This is a genomic window from Mesorhizobium sp. ArgA1 (assembly GCF_053714375.1).
This window is the reverse complement of sequence record NZ_JBSKBQ010000001.1, coordinates 889,831-909,017: the sequence shown is the minus strand read 5'-3', so window position 1 is coordinate 909,017 and position 19,187 is coordinate 889,831. Positions and strand designations below refer to the sequence as shown.

Sequence of the window (19,187 nt, the reverse complement as noted above, 5' to 3'; positions counted from 1 at the left end):
CCTATAAAGATTTCGGGCCAATGTGGTCGCAGAAGCCTCTTGCGGTGGCGCCGTCTTTCGAAACAATGAGCGCATCAGACGAGGGAAACAGATGCTCGACATGGCTCCATCGAAACAGGCGTCCACCTGGCTTTCCGCCCTTGCGCGGGCGCTGGAAGCTGATGACGCCGAGGCCGCCGCCAACCTGTTCGTCAACGACTGCTACTGGCGCGATCTGCTCGCCTTCACCTGGAACATCACGACGATGGAAGGCCGGGACGCCATCCGCGACATGCTGAAGACGACGCTGGCGACGGCGAAGCCCTCGCACTGGAACCTGTCGGGCGAAGCGACGTCGGATGAAGGTACTGTCGAGGCGTGGTTCACCTTCGAAACCTCGGTCGCGCGCGGCGAAGGGATCTTGCGCCTCAAGGAGGGCCGCTGTCGGACGCTGTTTACGGCGATGCGTGAGCTCAAGGGGTTCGAGGAACAAAAGGGTCCGGCGCGGCCGCTCGGCATCCGCCACAAGGCCGATCCTGAACGCGAGACCTGGGCGGAGGCGCGGGCGCGCGAAGCGCGCGATCTCGGCGCCACCGAGCAGCCCTATTGCCTGGTCATCGGTGGCGGGCAGGGCGGCATCATGCTCGGCGCGCGGCTAAGGCAGCTCGGCGTGCCCACCATCGTCATCGAGAAGAATGCGCGGCCCGGCGATTCCTGGCGCAACCGCTACCGCTCGCTCGTGCTGCATGACCCGGTCTGGTACGATCATCTGCCCTACATTCCGTTCCCCGAGAACTGGCCAGTGTTCACGCCCAAGGACAAGATGGGCGACTGGCTGGAGATGTATGCCAGGGTGATGGAGCTCAATTACTGGGTCGCCACCAAATGCATCAGCGCCACTTACGACGAGGCCGAAAAAGTCTGGACGGTCGTGGTCGACCGCGTTGGCCGGCACATCACCCTGAAGCCCAAGCACATCGTCTTTGCTACTGGCGCCTATGGACCGCCGCGGCAGATCGCGCTGCCCGGCTCAGAGGCCTTCAAGGGCGAGCTCCTGCATTCCAGCCAATACTCCAGCGGCAAAAAACTTCGCGGCAAAAAGGTTGCTGTGATCGGCGCGGCAAGCTCCGGGCACGATGTCAGCGTCGACCTCTGGGAGAGCGGCGCCGATGTCACCATGATCCAGCGCTCGCCGACGACGGTGGTGAAATCCGATACGCTGATGGAGGTCGGTTTCGAGATCTTTTCCGAGAAGGCTTTGGCGCGCGGCATCAGCACCGACAAAGCGGACCTGATCGTCGCATCGACGCCGTTCGCGCTGGTGCCAAAGGGCCAACGGGATCTCTACGAGGTGATCAAGGAACGCGACGCGTCGTTCTACGATCGGCTGCGCGCTGCCGGCTTCGCCATCGATTTCGGCGACGACGAGACCGGGCTGTTGATGAAGGCCTACCGCACCGGCTCCGGTTACTACATCGATGTCGGCGCCTGCGAGCTGATCATCAAGGGCGAGATCAAGGTGAAGAGCGGCGTCGGCATAAAATCACTGGCACCGAGCGGTATCCTGTTCGACGACGGCAGCGAGTTGGCGGTCGATGCGATTATCTCGTGCACCGGCTATCAGTCGATGAACGAGACGGTGGCGGCGATCGTCTCGCGCGAGGTCGCCGACAAGGTCGGGCCGTGCTGGGGCCTCGGCTCTGGCGTGAAGGGCGATCCCGGCCCGTGGCAGGGCGAACTGCGCAACATGTGGAAGCCGACGGCGCAGGACGCGCTGTGGTTCCACGGCGGCAATCTGGCGCTGTCGCGATTTTACTCGAAGTATATGGCGTTGCAGATCAAGGCGCGGATGGAGGGGATTGCGACGCCGGTGTTTGGGGCGGTGAGTAATTCACAGCGGTGACGCTGCCGATCTCCCCCCTTGAGGGGGAGATGTCGCCGAAGGCGACAGAGGGGGTCGCCGCGCGTGGAGCGCTAACCCTCATCTGCAGTAAGGAAGTCGCGTCCAGTCGAACCGACCCCCTCTGGCCTGCCGGCCATCTCCCCCTCAAGGGGGAGATTAGCTGTGCCCGAAATGCCTCGCCGCCACCTCGACATGCGTATGGCCGGCATGCGGCTCGAATCTGTCCGTCTCGTTGTGATCGGCTGCCTCGTTCGGACACCAGATACCGCCGATAACGATGCCGTCCGAAGTAAGCCGCTGGTCGGCGACAAGCGCGGCCCCGACCGCATCGACGAAAGTGAAACGTCCCTGCCGCAGCCTGAGTACCGCGACATCGCCCGCGCCGCCTACCTTAAGCGTGCCAAGCTCCGGCCTGGCGATCGCCTCAGCCGGGCGTTGCGTCGCCGCTCGCAGCACTTCGATCAGCGGCATGCCAAGCGCCATCAGCTTCGACATGCAGACGAGAATGTCGAAGGCTGGACCGTCGACGCAATAAAGATGCACGTCGCTTGAGATGACGTCGGGCGCCAGACCCTCTGCCAGCATTGCCTTCGCGACGGCGAAGTCGAACGAGCCCATGCCGTGGCCGATGTCGAAGATGACGCCGCGTTCGCGCGCCAGATACATGTCCGGCCGCACCGCGCCCGAGGCGAAGACCGGCGCGTTGGGGAACGGCCGGTAGCAGTGGGTGAGGATATCCCCGCGGCGCAGGCGCGGCAGCACTTCGGAGCGACCGGGCGGCGGCTCGTCTATATGCGCCATCAGGGGCAGGGCGGCCTGGTCGGCGGCTTCGAGCGCGAGGTCGACCGGCGCAATGCCGCTGGTGCCGCCGGCATGCTTGCCGGAGCGCACTTTCACGCCAACGACGACATCGGCGTGCTCGCGCACCGCAGCCACCGTCTCGCGCGGTTCGCAGAGCCTGAGATCACTGCATTCGCCGACCGAGACCGTCTGCGAAAAGCCGAAAATGCCGGCGAAGGAGATGTTGACATAGGCCAGGATGCGCACCTTCGAGCGCTCGATGACATGGCGGCGAAAGCCGAGGAAATTGCCGGCGCCAGCACTGCCGGCATCGATGAAGGTGGTGGTGCCGCTCTTGGCCGCCAGGCGGTCGGCGTCGACGCCGAGCGAGGTGCCGCCCCAGTAGACATGGCTGTGCAGGTCGATGAGGCCGGGGGTGACGATGCAATCGCGGGCGTCGACGACCTGCGTGGCGTGCTCGGCATCGATGGCCGCCTCGATGGCCGCGACGCGGTCACCCGCGATGGCGACATCACGCACGGCGTCCAGGCCCGAGGCCGGATCGATCAGGCGGCCGCCCTTGATCAGGAGATCGAACTGCATCGGGGACTGCCTCCGTATCTGGTCTTAGTATGTGTAGCGATCAAACCGGCCGGTAGGCGACGGCTTCGACCTCAATCTTGATGTCGATCATCAGTCGCGATTCGACCGTGGTGCGGGCCGGCGGATCTTTCGGAAAGTGCCTGGCGTAAACCGCATTGAAAGCACCGAAATCGCGTGCGTCCTCGAGCCAGACCGTGGTCTTGACGACATCGTCCATGGTGCAGCCGGCCAGCGCCAGTGCCGCCTCAACATTCTGAAGCACCTGCTCCGTCTGTTCCGTAATGCCGCCCTTGACCACGATGCGGTCGGCATCGACCGGCACCTGGCCGGAAATATAGACAAAATCGCCGGCGCGCACCGCCGGCGACAGCGGCACATGCGATGTTCCAAAACACTCTTTGGGCAAGGGAAACTCCTGTTCAAAATGGCGGGTCGCGCCCCGTTTTCGCCGACCGCTCTACGCCTGTCCCCGTGATCCTCATAGGGGCGTTTTGGGAATGCAAGATTTTTCCAGATGCGTGTTGCTTTATCAAAGGACGGCCAGCATCTTGCGCCTCGCATTTTCCCGACAGGAGATTTTTTGAATGACCTTCGACAAGAACCCGTTCCCGGAAGGCGACGCCGATCGTCATGCGCTGTGGGAAATGCTGGTGCGGCGCGACATCGACGCCTTCATCGGCCAGGATTGGTCGATGGTCGAGGACGATTTCATTGAAGAGAGCTTCTTTGGCATGCATGCGCATTTCCTGAGCGATGCCGATTCCTGGCGGCTGCAATTCCCGTCGCTTGGCGTCTATCGCGACGAATGGCTGCGGCAAGCCAAGGAGACGGCGGCGACCAAATTCGCCGAGCCGCTGCGTGAGGCGCTGTTTCGCGTCACCAACATGCGTGACATCGACGTCGACGGCGAGCGCGCCGTGCTGCACAAGAAGTTCAATGGTTCAGTGGCCAAGGCCGACGGGAGCGTCGACAGGCTGAAATGGCAGACGCTGTATTTCTGCAGGAAGGTGGCGGGCCGCTGGAAGATCGCCGGCTTCGTCGGCTATATGCCGCATCCCCTCGGGAACTGAGGCACGCCCCTCGCTGTAGGATCGGGTTAGTGCCGGCCCTCGCGCACAAACACGCGCGCTTCCCGAGCGGCGGCGGAAAACGCCCGGCGCGCCGTGCCGACCGCGCGACGCTGCTCCATCGCATCCATCATCGCTTTCAGCGCGGAGCGGTATTTCGGGCCGCGCTGTTCGTCCGGCCACCCGTCGACCAGCAGGGAGGCTGCCTGGACCGTTCCGGTAACGGTCAGACCGCTACCTTCGCTTTCGATGGCCACGGGTACGTCGAATTGTTCATCACGCATTGACGCTACTCCTGGAACTCAACTCTTTGTTTTACGCAATTCCGGACGGAAAACCGCTTACACTTTTCCTGGAATTGCTCTGACTTGAAGACAGTCGAAACGGCGCAATCCGCGGTTCGTTCCACAGGGCTAGCGGGAGCGGTGGTCGAACACGACTGCCATGGTCTTACCAATCGCCGCCATGACGATGAGTTCGACCAGATCGTCGTCGCTGTCGATACAGGTGGGATCCATGCGGCGGATGGCGTCCAGCGCCGCCCTTGTCGAGACGGTATCGCCGGCGCGGAATTTGGAAAGCGCAGAGGAAACAAGGTTCTGGGCTGTCAGGTCGATGACAGGTACGCTTGCTTCAACGTTCATTGGCTTCCTCCTGCCAAGAACCCTCTCCCGCAGGAATGATACGCCGAACACCGGCGCACGCCAGCGGAATCGTGGTCCGACCAGATTGCCGAGAGGGCACATTTGCGTGTTTGATAAGGTCCAGCCAACAGCGTCCAGGACCAGCCCGGAAATGAAACTGTACTTCAGCCGCAATCCCAATCCCCGCCTCGCCGTTGCGACGGCACGTCATCTGCAGGCCAAGGTCGAGTTTGAGTTCGCGGCACCCATGGCGCCAGGTCAGGCCGAGCGGTTCCGACCGCTCAATCCCAATCTTACCCTGCCGACATTGGCATGGCCGGGCGGCAGCCTCTGGGAGGCCGACGCCATAGCCTGCCTGCTGTCGCGCGCGGCGGGTTCGGATTTCTGGCGCAGCGGCGACGACCAGCCGGACATGATCCGCTGGCTGAGCTGGGGCAAGGAGAATTTCGTCAGGGCCTGCGACACCGTGCATTTCGAGCGCGGCACCAAGCAGCGCTACGGGATTGGCCCGATCGACCAGGGCAAGGTCGAGGACGGGCTGGCGGAGTTCCGCATTGCGGCAGCGATCCTTGAGGTGGAGCTTGCCCGGCGGCAATGGCTGGTCGGCAGCTCGCTTTCTTATGCCGATTTCCGCATGGCAACCTTCCTGCCCTTCAACGATGTCGCGGGCTTGCCGCTGGGTGAATATCCCTCTGTCTTCGCCTGGTATCGCCGGCTCGAAGCCATCGACGCCTGGCGCGATCCCTTCGACGGGCTGGAAGCGCCGCATCTGCCGCCGGTGATATCAGCTTGATGCGCCTTTCTGCGGCGGCAGGCGGTCTGATGTGTGGCGCTTCGGCAGCATAGGTGTGGAACAGCGAGCCTGTTGCCTTGGCGCGCTCGACGGCTTGCGGTCAGGTTGATAAGCCCTCTCCTCAAGGAGAGTCGTGACATGACCGTAGCCATCGAGATGGGACAGACGACGGCGGGTGCGCCGGCGGCGCTCGACCTTGAGGAGCTGCTGGCGACCCGGCTTCTGGTGCAGGGCAATTCCGGCTCCGGCAAATCGCACCTCTTGCGCCGGCTCCTGGAGCAGAGCGCGCCCTGGGTGCAGCAGACCATCATCGACCCCGAAGGCGATTTCGTCTCGCTGGGCGACCACTACGGTCATCTGGTCATCGACGCCGAGGAGCATACGGAGCGCGGCCTGCAGGCGGCCGGCGAGCGGGCACGCATCCACCGCGTCTCCACTGTGCTCAATCTCGAAGGGCTGGATGCCGAGAACCAGATGCGGCGCGCCGCCGCCTTTCTCGGCGGCCTGTTCGAGGTCGCGCGCGAGCATTGGTACCCGATGCTGGTGGTGGTCGACGAGGCGCAATTGTTCGCGCCCGCGGTGGCCGGCGAGGTGTCGGACGAAGCGCGAAAGCTCTCGCTCGGCGCGATGACCAATCTGATGTGCCGCGGCCGCAAGCGCGGCCTTGCCGGAATCATCGCCACGCAGCGGCTGGCCAAGCTCGCCAAGAATGTCGCGGCGGAAGCCTCCAATTTCCTCATGGGCCGCACTTTCCTCGATATCGACATGGCGCGCGCGGCCGACCTTTTGGGCATGGAGCGGCGGCAGGCGGAAGCGTTTCGCGACCTGGAACGCGGCCAGTTCATGGCGCTCGGACCGGCGCTGTCGCGCCGTCCGCTCGGCGTGCGCATCGGCCAGACCGAGACCAGTCCGCGCAACGGCACGCCGCGGCTGATGGCGATGCCGGAATCGGCGCTTGAGGACGCCCGCGCGATCATCCTGGCAGCGCCGCCGCCCGAGACGATGCGCGCACCACGCCGGGTGGCGTCGCCGGACCTGCTCGACCAGTTGATGGCGGCGAAGTCGGCGGCGCTGGACATCCGCCCAGAACCGGCGGAGCCGGCGGTGAGCGCCGAGGATCTGGCCGAGCGGCGTGAGCGCGTCGATCGTGTGCTGCGCGCCATCCTTGCGCAGCCTGATGCGGGTTTTCGCGTTATCGGTGTGCTCTATCAGGAGTTCGTGGTTCGCTGCCGCATCGAAGGCCTCGCCTCGGTGGTGCCGGACCTCTCCGAATTCCGCCGCATGCTGACGCGCGCGCGCGCCGGACTTGGCGCCGATATGGCAGGCGACGATGCCTGGCAAGATGTTTCGGTCCGCGCATCGCTGTTGCCCGAGGACATGCAAGGCGTGTTCATGATGATTGCGCGCGCCGCCAAGGAGGGCTGGCCGTGCCCGAGCGACGCAGCCATTGCGCGTGCCTACGGTTCGCATTCGCTGCGCCGGGCCAGGCGGCTGCTCACCTATATCGAGGAGCAGGGCCTGATCGTCTGCCAGCTCGACGGCACCGGCCGGCGCACGGTGACTCTGGTCGAACTCGCCTGGGCGACGGCGCCTGGCGATCCCAATGCCGCGGAGGCGGAGCAGGGGAGTTTGGCGCTGTGAAGCCCGCATTCCAGCCCTTGCTCGTGCACGTGCGATTCTGAACAAGATGTGTTTCGCCGTTCGCCACGCGTCGATTTATGATTGCGCCCGAGAATCGCTGAACGGTTCGGGCAGGAGGGTTGCTCCGGTGCGGTTGAAATCTCTGGCTGTTTTTGTCCTCGGCATCATCGCCGTTGCCGGCATCGCCTTAACGGTGTCGGTCCGGTCCTTTGCCGCGTCGTCGGATATACCGGCATGGCTGCAGGCCCATGTCGGCGATGGCGATGGCGAGATTTCGCAGGTTGTGCTGGATCGGGCACGGGCGCTTTATCAGAACAAGGTCGCGCAGGGCGCGGTCAGGAACGCCTGCTATTTCGCCATGGATGCGACGCGGCCCGGCGATCTCGGCAATGGCGTGCTCGGGCGCCGCTACTACGTCATCTGCGAAGCCAAACAGTCGTTCCGCGCGATTTCGTCAGGGCATGGCGGCGGCCGCAATCTGAAGGGCGTGGTCGATTTCTCCAACGGGAAACGCTGCGCGAAAAACTTCGGCAATGCCTTGGACTCGTCCTTGACGACCGGCGGCGCCTATATGACCTCCGAGGCAAAGACCTCGTTCAAAGGTTTTTACCGCGTCGGCGCAAAAAAGGATCAGGCGCTTATGCGCACCTTCATCCAGTTCGATGGCGAGGGCGAGACGGCGAATGCCAGGCAGCGTGTGATCGGCGGCCACGCGGCGCGGCTGCTGAAGGGAATGTGCCTGCGCAAGAACCCGAACAGCTCATACGCTGACCATGACGGTTACGTGGCGTACGGCAAGCTCGTCGACTATGCCGGAGGCCGCAGCAATGGCTGCACCAGCTGGTCGCCGGCCGATGCCGATCGGATCATTTCGATGGTGAAGGGTAATCCGACGACGCTCTACATCTACCCGGAATCGCGCGACATCGCCGCTGTTGGGAAAGCCGGCGCCTATTGGAACGCGTCCTGCCTGAAGGAGATCGGCAAGCCGAAATTCTGGCCGCGCAAGAGCCTCGAGCCGATCATCGCACAATACAAGAAGGACAATCCGCCACCGCCCCCGCAGTCGCTGCCGATCTGCACCGGATCGTGAGGCAATGCGCACCCGGCTCGGCATTGTCGGCGGCGCGGGCTGGCCGCGCCGCCATCGATTGCGATGGGTGGGCTCTACTGGTTGATTTCAGGCTCGACGAGCTTTGCCAGGTTGCGCAGCGATTCCTGCCAGCCGAGATAGCAGGCCTCGGCCGGAATGAGGTCGGGAATGCCTGCCTGCGTGATATCGAGCTCCGTGCCGACAGAGACTTTCTTCAAGATCACGGTCACTTCGATCTGGCCGGGCAGGTTGAGATCGTCGAACCTGTCGGTGTAGCGCAGGCGCTCGCCGGGGACGAGTTCGAGATATTCGCCGCCGAAGGAATGGCTGCCGCCCGTGGTGAAGTTGCGGAAGGACATCTTGAAGGCGCCGCCGACTTTCGCGTCGAAGCTGTGCACCGTGCAGGTGAAGCCGTTCGGCGGCAGCCATTTCGCCAGCGCATCGGCCTCGATGAATGCGCGGTAGACCTTTTCCGGGCTGGTCGCCAGAACGCGGTGCAAACGTACAGTGCTTGGCATGTCTTCGGTATCCTCTGTGGTTTCGTTGGTGGATGCCCCAAGGACGGGTGGACTTCACCCGGACCGACATGGCCTGTCAAATTTTTGGGCCCTTGGCTGCGGCCTGCCGTCCCGCAATTTTCGAGCGGGCAGTCGCGTCGCGAACGAATTGCATGCATCATCGACAATCTGCCTAAACTTTCGGCATAAGTTTCGCAATATTTATTAAAATCTGTAAAGTCTCGCCTTTAAATTGTATTAGGATCAGCTTATTAGCTTCGCCATGATCTATTAAATGGCGTGCGACGATCTTCTTTGTGTACTATAGGATGATTCCCTGGAACGATGGATCAATTTAAAAGTTGATCCGAAGTGGTCGCTCGGAGATTGTCGAGCAATCAAGGCAGCACGTGCAAGGAGTGTCCGAATGAGCACCGTTCTGAACGCCAAAGGCATTCCGCTTCCCTACACCGGCGCTTCCACCCACTGGTTTTCGGCGACCGGGGGCGGGCCGCAACTCTACGGCACCTCGGGCAACGATTCCTTCTGGGGCGATACCAGCGTCAGGGTCACCATGTATGGCGGCGCGGGCGACGACTATTACCATCTCTATTCGACGATCAACAAAGCGGTCGAGCTGCCGGGCGAGGGTATCGACACGATCGACACCTGGATGAGCTACAAGCTCCCCGACAATTTCGAGAACCTCGTCGTCACCGGCGCCAATCACTACGCGTTCGGAAATTCGCTCGACAACATCATCAAGGGCGGCACCAGCAGCCAGACGTTCGACGGCGGCCTGGGCAACGACGTACTGATCGGCGGCGGCGGCGCTGACACCTTCATCATCACCAAGGGCCACGGCAGCGACCTGATCACGGATTTCGGCGCGGACGACACCATTCGCCTCAATGGCTACGACTTCATGTCGTTCGACGCCGTCAAGGCGCACATGATGCAGGCGGGAGCGAACGTTGCGCTGACCCTCGGATCCGACGAGGTGCTGGTGTTCAACAACACCACCATCGACAAGCTGCAGCCCGGCCAGTTCGAACTGCCGGTCGACAAGTCCGGCATGACGCTGTCATTCTCCGACGACTTCAACACGCTGAACCTTCACAATAGCCAAGGCGGCACGTGGGACACCAACTTCTGGTGGGGCGCGCCGAACGGCAGCACGTTGACCCAGAACAACGAGCTGCAGTGGTATATCGACGCCAATTACGCGCCGACGAGTTCGGTCCACCCGTTCAGCGTGGCAAACGGCGTGCTTACCATCACCGCGGCGCAGGCGCCGGCGGACATCAAGCCGCTGATCAACAACTACGAATACACCTCCGGGCTCCTGACCACACACGACTCCTTCTCGCAGACCTATGGCTATTTCGAAATGCGGGCCGACCTGCCCGAAAACACCGGGGCCTGGCCGGCTTTCTGGCTGCTGCCGGAAGACGGCTCGTGGCCGCCGGAGCTGGATGTCGTGGAAATGTACGGCCAGAACCCGAACCAGCTCCTGATGACCGCGCACACGAATCAGACGGGGCAGCACACCACGGTCTCGTCGACGGTGAATGTTTCGGACACCGCCGGCTTCCACACCTATGGCCTGCTGTGGACACCGGACGAGCTGGTGTGGACCTATGATGGCGTAAAGGTCGCCGAAGCGGCGACGCCGTCCGACATGCACAGCCCCATGTACATGCTGGTCGATCTCGCGGTCGGCGGTCAAGCCGGCGCGCCGCCGGACCATCTCGCGACGCCAGCACAGATGAAGATCGACTATATCCACGCCTATACGCTGGACGACGTGCAGCAGAGCCATCTGAGCGCAACAGGCGAGCACGCGGTCTAGATGTCGCGGGAACGCTCGCCGCTCAGGAATGCGGCCATCCGGCCCGCCCTGCGCCCGGTCTTCCTGCGCGCTGTCGCCGATATCGGCGTCTTCTCGTTACTGATCAACATCCTGCTTCTGGTCATCCCGCTCTATCTGCTGCAGGTCTATGACCGGGTGCTGCCCTCCTCCAGCGTCGAGACGCTGCTTTATCTCTCGGTCATGGCGGTTGTTGCGCTCGCCTTCCTCGGCCTGCTGGATGCGGTCCGCGCCATCTACGCGCAGCGTGTTGCGGCTACCGTCGACCAGAAACTGGGTGCGCGGACGTTCGCTGTCTCGCTTGGCGCCAGATATGCCGGCAGCGCGCTGTCGCCGCTGAGCGACCTTGCCACGGCCTGCTCCTTCATCAGGTCGCGCGGCGTGGCGGTATTGTTCGATCTGCCGTTTGCGCCCGTCTTCCTCGCCTTGCTCTATTTCATCCATCCCGTGCTGTTCTGGCTGACGCTCGCAGGCGCCGTGCTTCTGTTTCTCCTGGTCGTGGTCAACCAGCTTGCCATCGGCAGGAACGATGCCATGTCTGCGGAACGCTCTGCCGTGGCCAGCCAGGCGGAGCAGGCCTTCGCCCGCAACACCGACACGCTGCGCGCGATGGGCATGGTGCAAAACGCGGCCGCGGTTTGGGGGCAGCACGTCACTGAGGCGCTGACCCTGCACGACCGTTCCGGAAGCGCCAACGCCATCTTCAGCGCGACATCGCGGTCGCTGCGCATGATGCTGCAGCTGGCGATCCTCGGCGCCGGCGCGTGGCTGGTGCTGCAGGGGCAGATGACCGCCGGCATGATCTTCGCGTCCTCGCTGGTGTCGTCGCGCGCGCTGCAGCCGCTCGACCAGCTGATCGGATCCTGGCGGCAGATCGTCGACGCCAGGCGATGCTGGAAGCGGCTGGACTCCGCGCTTGCCGCGCAACCGGCGCAGGCGCGCAAGCTCGCTTTGCCCGAACCGTCCGGCGCGGTTTCGGTGCAGGATCTTTTCTTCATCGCGCCGAATGCGGCTTTCGGCACAGAGCCCATCCTCAAGCGGCTGAATTTTGCCATCGGCGCCGGCGAAGCGGTGGCGATCGTCGGCCCGAGTGGCGCCGGCAAATCGACGCTGGCGAAATTGCTTGTCGGCGCATCGCAGCCGACCGGCGGCGCGGTCAGGATCGACGGCGCCGATCTGAGGAGCTGGGACGAAACCCAGCTTGGCAGGCATATGGGCTATCTCCCGCAGGAGGTGGAGCTTTTCCCGGGATCGATCGCGCAAAACGTCGCCCGCTTCGACCCCGTTGCCGATGACGCCGCGATCGTCGAAGCGGCCAGGCGCGCCGGGGCGCATGAGCTGATCCTGACGTTGCGCGACGGCTATCAGACCATGATCGGCCCGTCGCACACCGTGCTGTCGGGCGGCGAGCGGCAGCGGATCGGGTTGGCGCGCGCCTTCTTCGGCAATCCCCGCATTCTGGTGCTGGACGAGCCCAACGCCCATCTCGACGGCAGCGGCGAAGCGGCGCTCGAAGCGATGCTGTCAGCCGCGCGAGGCACGGGCGTCACGGCGCTGGTGATCACGCATCGCCCGTCGATCGCCGCGGCCTGCGACCGCGTGATGGTGCTGCGCAACGGCGCGATCGAAGCCTTCGGCCCCGCGAGCGAGGTGCTGCGGCAACCCACGGTCGACAAGGGCGTCGCCGGGAGCGCGGTGGTGACAGGCTCATTCGTGCCGACCGTCCGCCCGCACAGCGTCCGCTTCGGGTCATAGACAATGACTGAGCAGAGCCTTGCCCTCGAAAGCCGACCGCGCACCGACTTCCGGCGCTCGGCCGTTGTCGGTTACGCGGCCATCGCGCTCTTCGCCGGCTGCTTCGGTTATTGGGCGGCGAGCGCGCCGCTCTCTGGCGCTGTGATCACGTCCGGCACGATCTCGGCAACGGGCGGCAACATCCTCATCCAGCACCCGGAAGGCGGCATCATCGAGCGGTTGCTGGTGCATGAGGGCGACCGCGTGCAACAAGGCGAACCGCTGGTCCTCCTCGATCGCACGGCAGCCGAGGCCGACCTCAACCGGCTGACCAGGCAGTCGATCGCGCTCAGGGCGAGCGCGGCGCGGCTGGAAGCGGAGCGAGACGGATCGGACAGGCTGGCGCCGATCGCCGAGGCGGCACCCGCGCCGTTCCAGAGCGATTTCGACAATCTGGTGCACGAACAGCAGAAGGAGTTCGACGCCAGGCTCGCCCGGTTCCGGTCCGAGCAGTCGATCCTGGCGCAGCGCGTCGCCACGCATCGCGAGTCGGCGCTGGGCCTGGACGCGCAGAAACTGGCCATCCAGCAGCAGGCCGATATTGTAAAAAAGGAGCTCGGCATCAAGACCGGGCTGCTCGACAAGGGCCTCACCAACCGCAGCGAATATTCGCAGCTTCTGCGCAGCGAGGCCGATCTGGTCGGCCAGGCCGGCGCGCTGGAGGCGGACCTGGCGGCGACCAGGACACAGATCGTCGAGGCCCAGGCGCAGGTCGAGCGCGCGACCACGCAACGCGTCGAGGAGGCGCTCACCAGGCTCGACGAGGTTCGCACCAATCTGGCCGACATCGGCGAACAGATGACGGCGGCCGAAGCGGTGCTGAAGCGCACGACGATCGAGGCGCCGGCAGCCGGCATCGTGGTGTCGTCGACCTATAATTCCAGGGGCAGCGTGATTGCGCCCGGGCAGAAGATCATGGAAATCCTGCCCACCGCGTCGGGCCTCATCGTCGACGCGAAGCTGCGACCGAGGGACGTGGATCTGGTTCGCGTCGGCCAGCCGGCGAAGCTCAGACTGTCGGCCCTGAACGCGCGCCTCACCCCTGAGGTCCCGGCGACGGTGACACAAATTTCCGCCGACCGGCTGATCGATGAAACCACGCATGAGGCGTATTTCCGCGCCAAACTGAAGATCACGGACAAGCTGCCGCAGGGCGTGAAAGCCGAGCAGCTTTACCCGGGAACGCCGGTCGAGGCGTTTATCAGCACCGGCGACCGGACTTTCTTCGAATATCTGGCACGGCCGATGCTCGATTCGTTCGCGCGGGCGTTCACGGAGCGGTAGGCGGCGGCGCCCCGCCAGACATGCGGCCCGGATGCCTGAGGTGGGTTGGCGTGATGCCGGTCTGCTGGCGGAAGACGCGGCTGAAATGGCCGGCATTGGGAAAGCCGCAGCGGTAGGCGATGTCGCCGATCTGCAGGTCGCTTGCCTCCAGCAACGATTTCGCATGATGCACGCGCAGCGCAAGATAGGCCGCCATCGGGCCGATGCCCAGCTCGGCGCCGAACAGGCGCTCGAGCTGGCGCCGCGACAAATTCAGGCGGCTCGCGATCTCGGTGACCGACAGCGTCTCCTGGAGGTTGCTTTCCATCAGAAGCAAGGCCCGCTTCACTGCGCGGCTTGATGCTGCGGGAAAGAGATCGCCGACGGGCTGTACGTCCCGGCTCGAGCGGATGCGGTCGAGCACCAGGATCTTGGCGGCTTTTTCCGCCGCCTTGCGGCCAATGAACTGCGAGACGAAATGACCGGCAAGGTCGGCTGCACCCGTGCCGCCGGCGCAGGTCGAACGGCCGCGATCGACCGAAAACAGGCTGTCGGCATGGGCGTTCACATCAGGGAACTGGCTGCGGAAGTCCTTGATGTGAAACCAACTCACAGCGGCGCTGTAGCCATCGAGCAGGCCATAGCGCGCGAGCACGAAGCTGCCCGTGCAGAGCGCCGTCAGCGGCACGCCCTTTTGGGCGGCGCGAAGCAGGAAGGCCTCCTTTTCGGAGCTGAGAATGCGGTTGGTGTCGAGCAGGCCGCCGACCACCACGACATTGTCGAACTCCTCCGGATTGCCGATCGCCTTTGTAGGCAGCAATTCGACGCCGCAGCTCGCCCGGATCGGCAGGCCGCGTTCGCCGACGATCTCCCAGTCGAACTCGATCCTGCGGCTGCGGTCGCCCTCATCGCCTGCCAGACGCAGCGTGTCGATGAACAGCGACAGCGGCGACAGGGTGAAATCGCGAACCAAGAGAAACGCAAACCGCCTGGCCATTGTATTCCGGAACTGCCCTCGACTGGATTTGGATATTGTCGCTGATATCTACCGTTTGGCACAGGCGTGCGCGTCATACTCGTCAGGAGCGGCCGCAGGATGTCGGAGATGAGATTGATGACCGCAGCGCTACGATGACATACGGATGGACTAGCGGAATTGATCGGCATGGCACGGCGCGAGAAAAACCCTATCGTGTTTGTGTGATCTGTAGCGCCAGCGGAGCGGAAAATCATGACCCTGACCAATCGCGACATCGTCGAGCTGACGGCATGGCGCCGCAAGCTGCATCAGCAGCCGGAAATCTCGAACGAAGAGGAAAAGACCGCCAGGGAGGTCGTCGCTTTCCTCGCCGATACGGCGCCGGACAAGGTGCTGACCGGCTTGGGCGGTCACGGCGTCGCGGCGGTCTATGACAGCGGCAAGGCAGGTCCGACGGTGCTGTTTCGCTCGGAGATCGATGCGCTGCCGATCCATGAGCTGTCGGGCGTCGAGCATGCCTCGCAGGTGCCGGGAAAATCGCATATGTGCGGCCATGACGGGCATACCGCGATCCTGGCCGCGCTCGGCCGCCAGCTCGGGCGCGAACGGCCAGCGCGCGGCCGCGTCGTCTTGATGTTCCAGCCGGCGGAGGAGACCGGCAATGGCGCGGCCGGCGTCGTCGCCGATCCGCGCTTTGGCGAGATCGCCCCGGATTTTGCCTTCTCGCTGCACAATATGCCCGGCGTGCCGTTCGGTGAGGTCCGCCTCAGGGAAGGCGTGGTCAACTGCGCCTCGCGCGGCATCCGCATCGTTCTGGAAGGCAAGACCGCGCATTCGTCCATGCCCGAAACCGGCGTGTCGCCGATGCTGGCGATTAGCCAGCTGATGCCGGCGCTGCCGGCACTCGGACGCGGCACTTTTGCCGATGACGATTTCAGCATGGTGACCGTCACCCATGCGACGATGGGCGAGGCCGTGTTCGGCATTGCGCCCGGTCATGCCGAGGTGTGGGCGACGCTGCGCACAAGGCGCGACGAGCGCATGGCGGAGCTGGTCAGTGCCGCGGAAGCGCTGGCCGCCAGGATCGCCGGCGAGCATCACCTGTCCGTCCGCTGCGACTATCACGAGATCTTCGTCGCCAGCGTCAACGCAGCCGACGCGGTGGAGCATCTGAACCGCGCGTTGGACGAAGAAGGTGTCGCGCGCAGCGAGGAAGCCCTGCCGATGCGCGCTTCGGAAGACTTCGGCATTTTCGGCCACAAGGCCAGGTCGGCGATGTTCTTCCTCGGCGCCGGCGAGCGCACGCCTTCGCTGCACAATCCCGACTATGACTTTCCAGACGATCTGATCCCGATCGGTTCGGCAATCTTCATGCGCACGGCGCGCAACCTTTTGGGCTGAGCGGCTGTGCGAAATCCGCATCCTGAAGCTGCCTTTTTGCGGCTCGAATCATCCTGTAGTCGCCGTCCTAAATTAGGAGGGGCTTGCGGATGAGGATTGCAGTGGTCGTCGCGTTGACCGCGACAGTGGCGGGATGCGTCAGTTCTCCGGCCCAGTACGGCGCGTCGCTTTCGCCGCAGGATCCGAAATGGGCGACGCCGGAATGTCAGCGGGCCCGCACCGATGCCATGAATTACGACCAGCGCGAGAAGGGGCAGCCGGGATGGGGCTTCGGCGTGCTGCTTGGGCCGTACAGCATGGGCCTCGTCGCGGCGGCAAAGGAGCATCAGCAGCAGCAGCGAAGGCTGATTGCCCGCCAGGTGCATCTGCAGTGCTCGAGCCTGCCACTGCCGAAGGACTTGGACTTCGATCCGCAAATCTACGCGCCAAAGCCAGCGAAATATCCGTAGGGCCGCACTTTTTGGCTTGCCCGACAGCAATTGCAGAGATCGGCCCCAGTGGGGGAACGCCTTATGCGATTGCCCGCTCCGTGCCGCTCACACCAGCCTTTGCCCACCATCGATGTGGATCGTCTCGCCGGTCATGAAGTCGCTGCCCATCAGATAGAGATAGGCCGGCGCGACATCGGCTGGCGCCGCGACCTTGCCTGCCGGCACGCGGTCGGCCATGGCGGCGAAGTAGACGGACTTCGCCTCGCCGACCAACTCGTCCCACATCGGCGTATCGACCCAGCCGGGCGAGACGATGTTGACGCGGGTGGGGGCGAGTTCCTGCGCCAGGGCGCGGGCGAAATAGCTGAACGAGCCGGCGATCGCCGAGACGACCGAACCGCCGGGCACCGGCGGCCGGTCCTTGTTGATGCCCGAGGTGAAAATCATCGAGCCGCCCTTCTTCAGGCCGCGCACGGCGTGCTTGGCCAGCATCACCGCACCGATCAGCTTGTTGTCGACGAAGCCGCGCACGAAATCGATGTCGGCGTCGCCGATCGGATAGTTCGGCGGCGGCGTGCCGGCGGTAGACACCAGATGGTCGAAGGCACCGACTTCGTCGAACAGGCGGGCGATCTCCGCTTCCCTGGTCATGTCTGCGGCGATGCTTTTCAGTCTGGCATTCGTGCCAAGCGCCTTCTCAGCCGCCTTCAGCCGGTCGGGCGAGCGGCCGACGATCACCACCTCTGCGCCATTGTTGAGCGCGGCCTTTGCCACGCCGAGACCGATGCCGGAACTGCCGCCGACGACAACGATCCTTTGTCCCTTGAGCGGTGCCATTGCTACCTCCTGTTTCGGGAATGTCGGGTTTGACTTACGAACGGCCGGCGTGCGCGGCTTCGATATCGCCGAGGATGATCTTCCTCATCGAATACATCGCCTGCCGCGCGCGATGCGCCTTGTCGCGATCGGGATCGTTCATCAGCCGGATCGCGGCTTCCGGAATGACCTGCCAGTAGACGCCGAACTTGTCCTGCAGCCAGCCGCAGGGCTTTTCCGAGCCGCCGCCTGCTGTCAGCGCCTGGTAGTAATAGTCGGTCTCGGCCTGGTCCTTCGTCTCGATGTAGAGCGACATCCGCTCGTTGAAGGCCGGCATCCCGCCGGCATTGAGCGCCGTCAGCCGCAGCCCTTCGAGCTCGAAGTCGAAGATCGCGTGCGGCACGCCGGTGCCGCCGACATTGTCGGTGAAGGTCACCGTCTCCAGCGCGCGGCCGTTCCTGAACACAGAGAGATAGAAGTCGCGGGCTTGCTCGGCATTGCCGGTGTACCAGAGAAAGGGGTGGATGGTGGCCATGTCGTCCTCCTGAGTGAGGTTTGATCACAAATCTTGTGAGGATTTGTGACTGGCAAAAGCTCAATGGACAAACCAAAATTTGGCAAGTATTTGTTACCAACGCTCACAAATCTTTGGCGCTCACATGCCTCGCAAGCTGCCACCGCTCAACGCATTGCCGGCCTTCGAGGCCGCCGCCCGGCATCTGAATTTCTCCAGGGCGGCCGACGAGCTCAACGTCACCCATGGCGCCATCAGCCGGGCGATAAAGCATCTCGAGGAGCAGCTCGGCGTGCAGCTGTTCGAGCGCGCGACGCGCTCGGTGCGCCTCACCCCGGTCGGCGAGCCCTATGCGCGCGCGGTGCGCGAGATGCTCTACCAGTTGACCGTGGCGACGCAGGTGGCGACATCGCGCCATTCCAACACGAGCCTCAACGTCAGCACCTCGGACGGCTTCGCCGGCAAGTGGCTGGTGCCCCGGCTCTACCGTTTCCACCGCGCGCATGGCGACATCGATGTGCGCGTCTCGACGTCAGGCAAGCTGACCAATTTCCTCGGCGACGGCATCGACATCGCCATCCGCTATGGCGGCGGCCATTACCCCGGCCTGACGTCGGAATTCCTCACCGGCGAGGAGGTTTTTCCGGTCTGCAGCCCGCGGCTGCTCGAAGGCCCGCATCCGCTGCGGAAGCCTGAGGACCTCAAACACCACACGCTGATCCGCGATGGCTACCGCATCGACTGGGCGGCGTGGCTGGCCAGCGCCGGCGTCGAAGGCGTCGACCCCAACAGCGGGCTGACTTTCGATTCCGCCACCTTCGCCGTCGAGTCGGCCGTGCAAGGCGAAGGCGTGGTGCTCGGCCGCACCATGCTGGTCTCAGCCGACCTCGCGACGGGGAGGCTGGTGCGGCCTTTCGACCACGCGCTGAAGGCGGTTTCGAGCTTTTACGTGGTGTACCCGCCGGAGGCGATAAGGCAGCGGAAGGTGAGGGCGTTCAGGGATTGGCTGTTTGCGGAGGTGGGGTAGGGGTCCGCAGGCTCGCCTAGAAGCTGTCGCGTCCGGCGGTTATGTTTGGTCACGGGGAGCTTAGCCGAGAGCGAAGCAGTCAGCCCGAGCTG

At 64.1% G+C, this 19,187-nt stretch carries 19 protein-coding genes; 11 read left to right on the top strand and 8 right to left on the bottom strand.

What is annotated here, in order from left to right; translation table 11 throughout:
- Positions 1-91: 91 nt before the first annotated feature.
- Complete coding sequence (locus ACWGTI_RS04400) at positions 92-1,882, top strand: flavin-containing monooxygenase (protein WP_454585974.1); 1,791 nt, start codon at positions 92-94, stop codon at positions 1,880-1,882.
- A gap of 156 nt (positions 1,883-2,038) precedes the next feature.
- On the opposite strand, the gene ACWGTI_RS04395 is transcribed toward ACWGTI_RS04400, so the two are convergent.
- Together ACWGTI_RS04395 and ACWGTI_RS04390 are read right to left on the bottom strand one after the other, a co-directional pair.
- Entirely contained in the window at positions 2,039-3,265 is a 1,227-nt protein-coding gene (locus ACWGTI_RS04395; protein ID WP_454585973.1) for an amidohydrolase/deacetylase family metallohydrolase, read from the bottom strand.
- A gap of 40 nt (positions 3,266-3,305) precedes the next feature.
- Positions 3,306-3,671 (bottom strand): RidA family protein, encoded by a 366-nt coding sequence (locus tag ACWGTI_RS04390; protein WP_454585972.1) that lies wholly within the window; start codon positions 3,669-3,671, stop codon positions 3,306-3,308.
- A 178-nt stretch (positions 3,672-3,849) separates the two neighbouring features.
- Here ACWGTI_RS04390 and ACWGTI_RS04385 point away from each other — a divergent pair, with 178 nt between their 5' ends.
- Positions 3,850-4,335 carry a hypothetical protein gene (locus tag ACWGTI_RS04385; protein WP_454585971.1) on the top strand — a complete coding sequence of 162 codons (486 nt, stop codon included), beginning with the start codon at positions 3,850-3,852 and terminating at the stop codon, positions 4,333-4,335.
- Positions 4,336-4,361: 26 nt separating this feature from the next.
- Here the strand turns inward: ACWGTI_RS04385 and ACWGTI_RS04380 are convergent, their stop codons facing one another.
- Together ACWGTI_RS04380 and ACWGTI_RS04375 are read right to left on the bottom strand one after the other, a co-directional pair.
- A complete protein-coding gene (locus ACWGTI_RS04380; RefSeq protein ID WP_454585970.1) occupies positions 4,362-4,616 on the bottom strand; it encodes a DUF982 domain-containing protein in 255 nt (84 codons plus the stop codon).
- A 129-nt stretch (positions 4,617-4,745) separates the two neighbouring features.
- Entirely contained in the window at positions 4,746-4,976 is a 231-nt protein-coding gene (locus ACWGTI_RS04375; protein ID WP_454585969.1) for a hypothetical protein, read from the bottom strand.
- Between the two features lie 151 nt (positions 4,977-5,127).
- Between ACWGTI_RS04375 and ACWGTI_RS04370 the strand changes: the two genes are divergently transcribed.
- From ACWGTI_RS04370 to ACWGTI_RS04360, 3 genes are all read left to right on the top strand, one after another.
- Positions 5,128-5,769 carry a glutathione S-transferase family protein gene (locus ACWGTI_RS04370; RefSeq protein WP_454585968.1) on the top strand — a complete coding sequence of 214 codons (642 nt, stop codon included), beginning with the start codon at positions 5,128-5,130 and terminating at the stop codon, positions 5,767-5,769.
- Positions 5,770-5,907: 138 nt separating this feature from the next.
- On the top strand, positions 5,908-7,410 hold the full coding sequence (locus ACWGTI_RS04365) for a helicase HerA domain-containing protein (RefSeq protein ID WP_454585967.1): 1,503 nt from the start codon (positions 5,908-5,910) through the stop codon (positions 7,408-7,410).
- A 127-nt stretch (positions 7,411-7,537) separates the two neighbouring features.
- Positions 7,538-8,503: a hypothetical protein gene (locus tag ACWGTI_RS04360; RefSeq protein WP_454585966.1), complete on the top strand. Its 966-nt coding sequence runs from the start codon at positions 7,538-7,540 to the stop codon at positions 8,501-8,503.
- 74 nt (positions 8,504-8,577) lie between these two features.
- On the opposite strand, the gene ACWGTI_RS04355 is transcribed toward ACWGTI_RS04360, so the two are convergent.
- Positions 8,578-9,021: an SRPBCC family protein gene (locus ACWGTI_RS04355; RefSeq protein ID WP_454585965.1), complete on the bottom strand. Its 444-nt coding sequence runs from the start codon at positions 9,019-9,021 to the stop codon at positions 8,578-8,580.
- Positions 9,022-9,427: 406 nt separating this feature from the next.
- Between ACWGTI_RS04355 and eglC the strand changes: the two genes are divergently transcribed.
- From eglC to ACWGTI_RS04340, 3 genes are read left to right on the top strand one after another with little or no spacing between them, the layout of a single operon-like run.
- Complete coding sequence (gene eglC / locus ACWGTI_RS04350; protein WP_454585964.1) at positions 9,428-10,852, top strand: endo-1,3-1,4-beta-glycanase EglC; 1,425 nt, start codon at positions 9,428-9,430, stop codon at positions 10,850-10,852.
- Entirely contained in the window at positions 10,853-12,625 is a 1,773-nt protein-coding gene (locus tag ACWGTI_RS04345; RefSeq protein WP_454585963.1) for a type I secretion system permease/ATPase, read from the top strand.
- Positions 12,626-12,628: 3 nt separating this feature from the next.
- Positions 12,629-13,948: an HlyD family type I secretion periplasmic adaptor subunit gene (locus ACWGTI_RS04340; RefSeq protein ID WP_454585962.1), complete on the top strand. Its 1,320-nt coding sequence runs from the start codon at positions 12,629-12,631 to the stop codon at positions 13,946-13,948.
- Here ACWGTI_RS04340 and ACWGTI_RS04335 read toward each other — a convergent pair.
- On the bottom strand, positions 13,935-14,924 hold the full coding sequence (locus ACWGTI_RS04335) for a GlxA family transcriptional regulator (RefSeq protein WP_454585961.1): 990 nt from the start codon (positions 14,922-14,924) through the stop codon (positions 13,935-13,937). The genes ACWGTI_RS04340 and ACWGTI_RS04335 overlap by 14 nt on opposite strands.
- 234 nt (positions 14,925-15,158) lie before the next feature.
- On the opposite strand from ACWGTI_RS04335, the gene ACWGTI_RS04330 reads away from it, so the two are divergent.
- Both ACWGTI_RS04330 and ACWGTI_RS04325 read left to right on the top strand, forming a co-directional pair.
- Complete coding sequence (locus ACWGTI_RS04330; RefSeq protein ID WP_454585960.1) at positions 15,159-16,307, top strand: amidohydrolase; 1,149 nt, start codon at positions 15,159-15,161, stop codon at positions 16,305-16,307.
- 89 nt (positions 16,308-16,396) lie between these two features.
- The gene (locus ACWGTI_RS04325) at positions 16,397-16,756 is read left to right on the top strand and encodes a hypothetical protein (RefSeq protein ID WP_454585959.1); all 360 of its coding nucleotides are present in this window, start codon (positions 16,397-16,399) and stop codon (positions 16,754-16,756) included.
- 87 nt (positions 16,757-16,843) lie between these two features.
- On the opposite strand, the gene ACWGTI_RS04320 is transcribed toward ACWGTI_RS04325, so the two are convergent.
- Positions 16,844-17,575, bottom strand: coding sequence for an SDR family oxidoreductase (locus ACWGTI_RS04320; protein ID WP_454585958.1), 732 nt, complete (start codon positions 17,573-17,575; stop codon positions 16,844-16,846).
- A gap of 34 nt (positions 17,576-17,609) precedes the next feature.
- The gene (locus ACWGTI_RS04315; protein WP_454585957.1) at positions 17,610-18,089 is read right to left on the bottom strand and encodes a VOC family protein; all 480 of its coding nucleotides are present in this window, start codon (positions 18,087-18,089) and stop codon (positions 17,610-17,612) included.
- Positions 18,090-18,213: 124 nt separating this feature from the next.
- Between ACWGTI_RS04315 and ACWGTI_RS04310 the strand changes: the two genes are divergently transcribed.
- Positions 18,214-19,095 carry a transcriptional regulator GcvA gene (locus ACWGTI_RS04310; protein WP_454585956.1) on the top strand — a complete coding sequence of 294 codons (882 nt, stop codon included), beginning with the start codon at positions 18,214-18,216 and terminating at the stop codon, positions 19,093-19,095.
- Positions 19,096-19,187 lie beyond the last annotated feature (92 nt).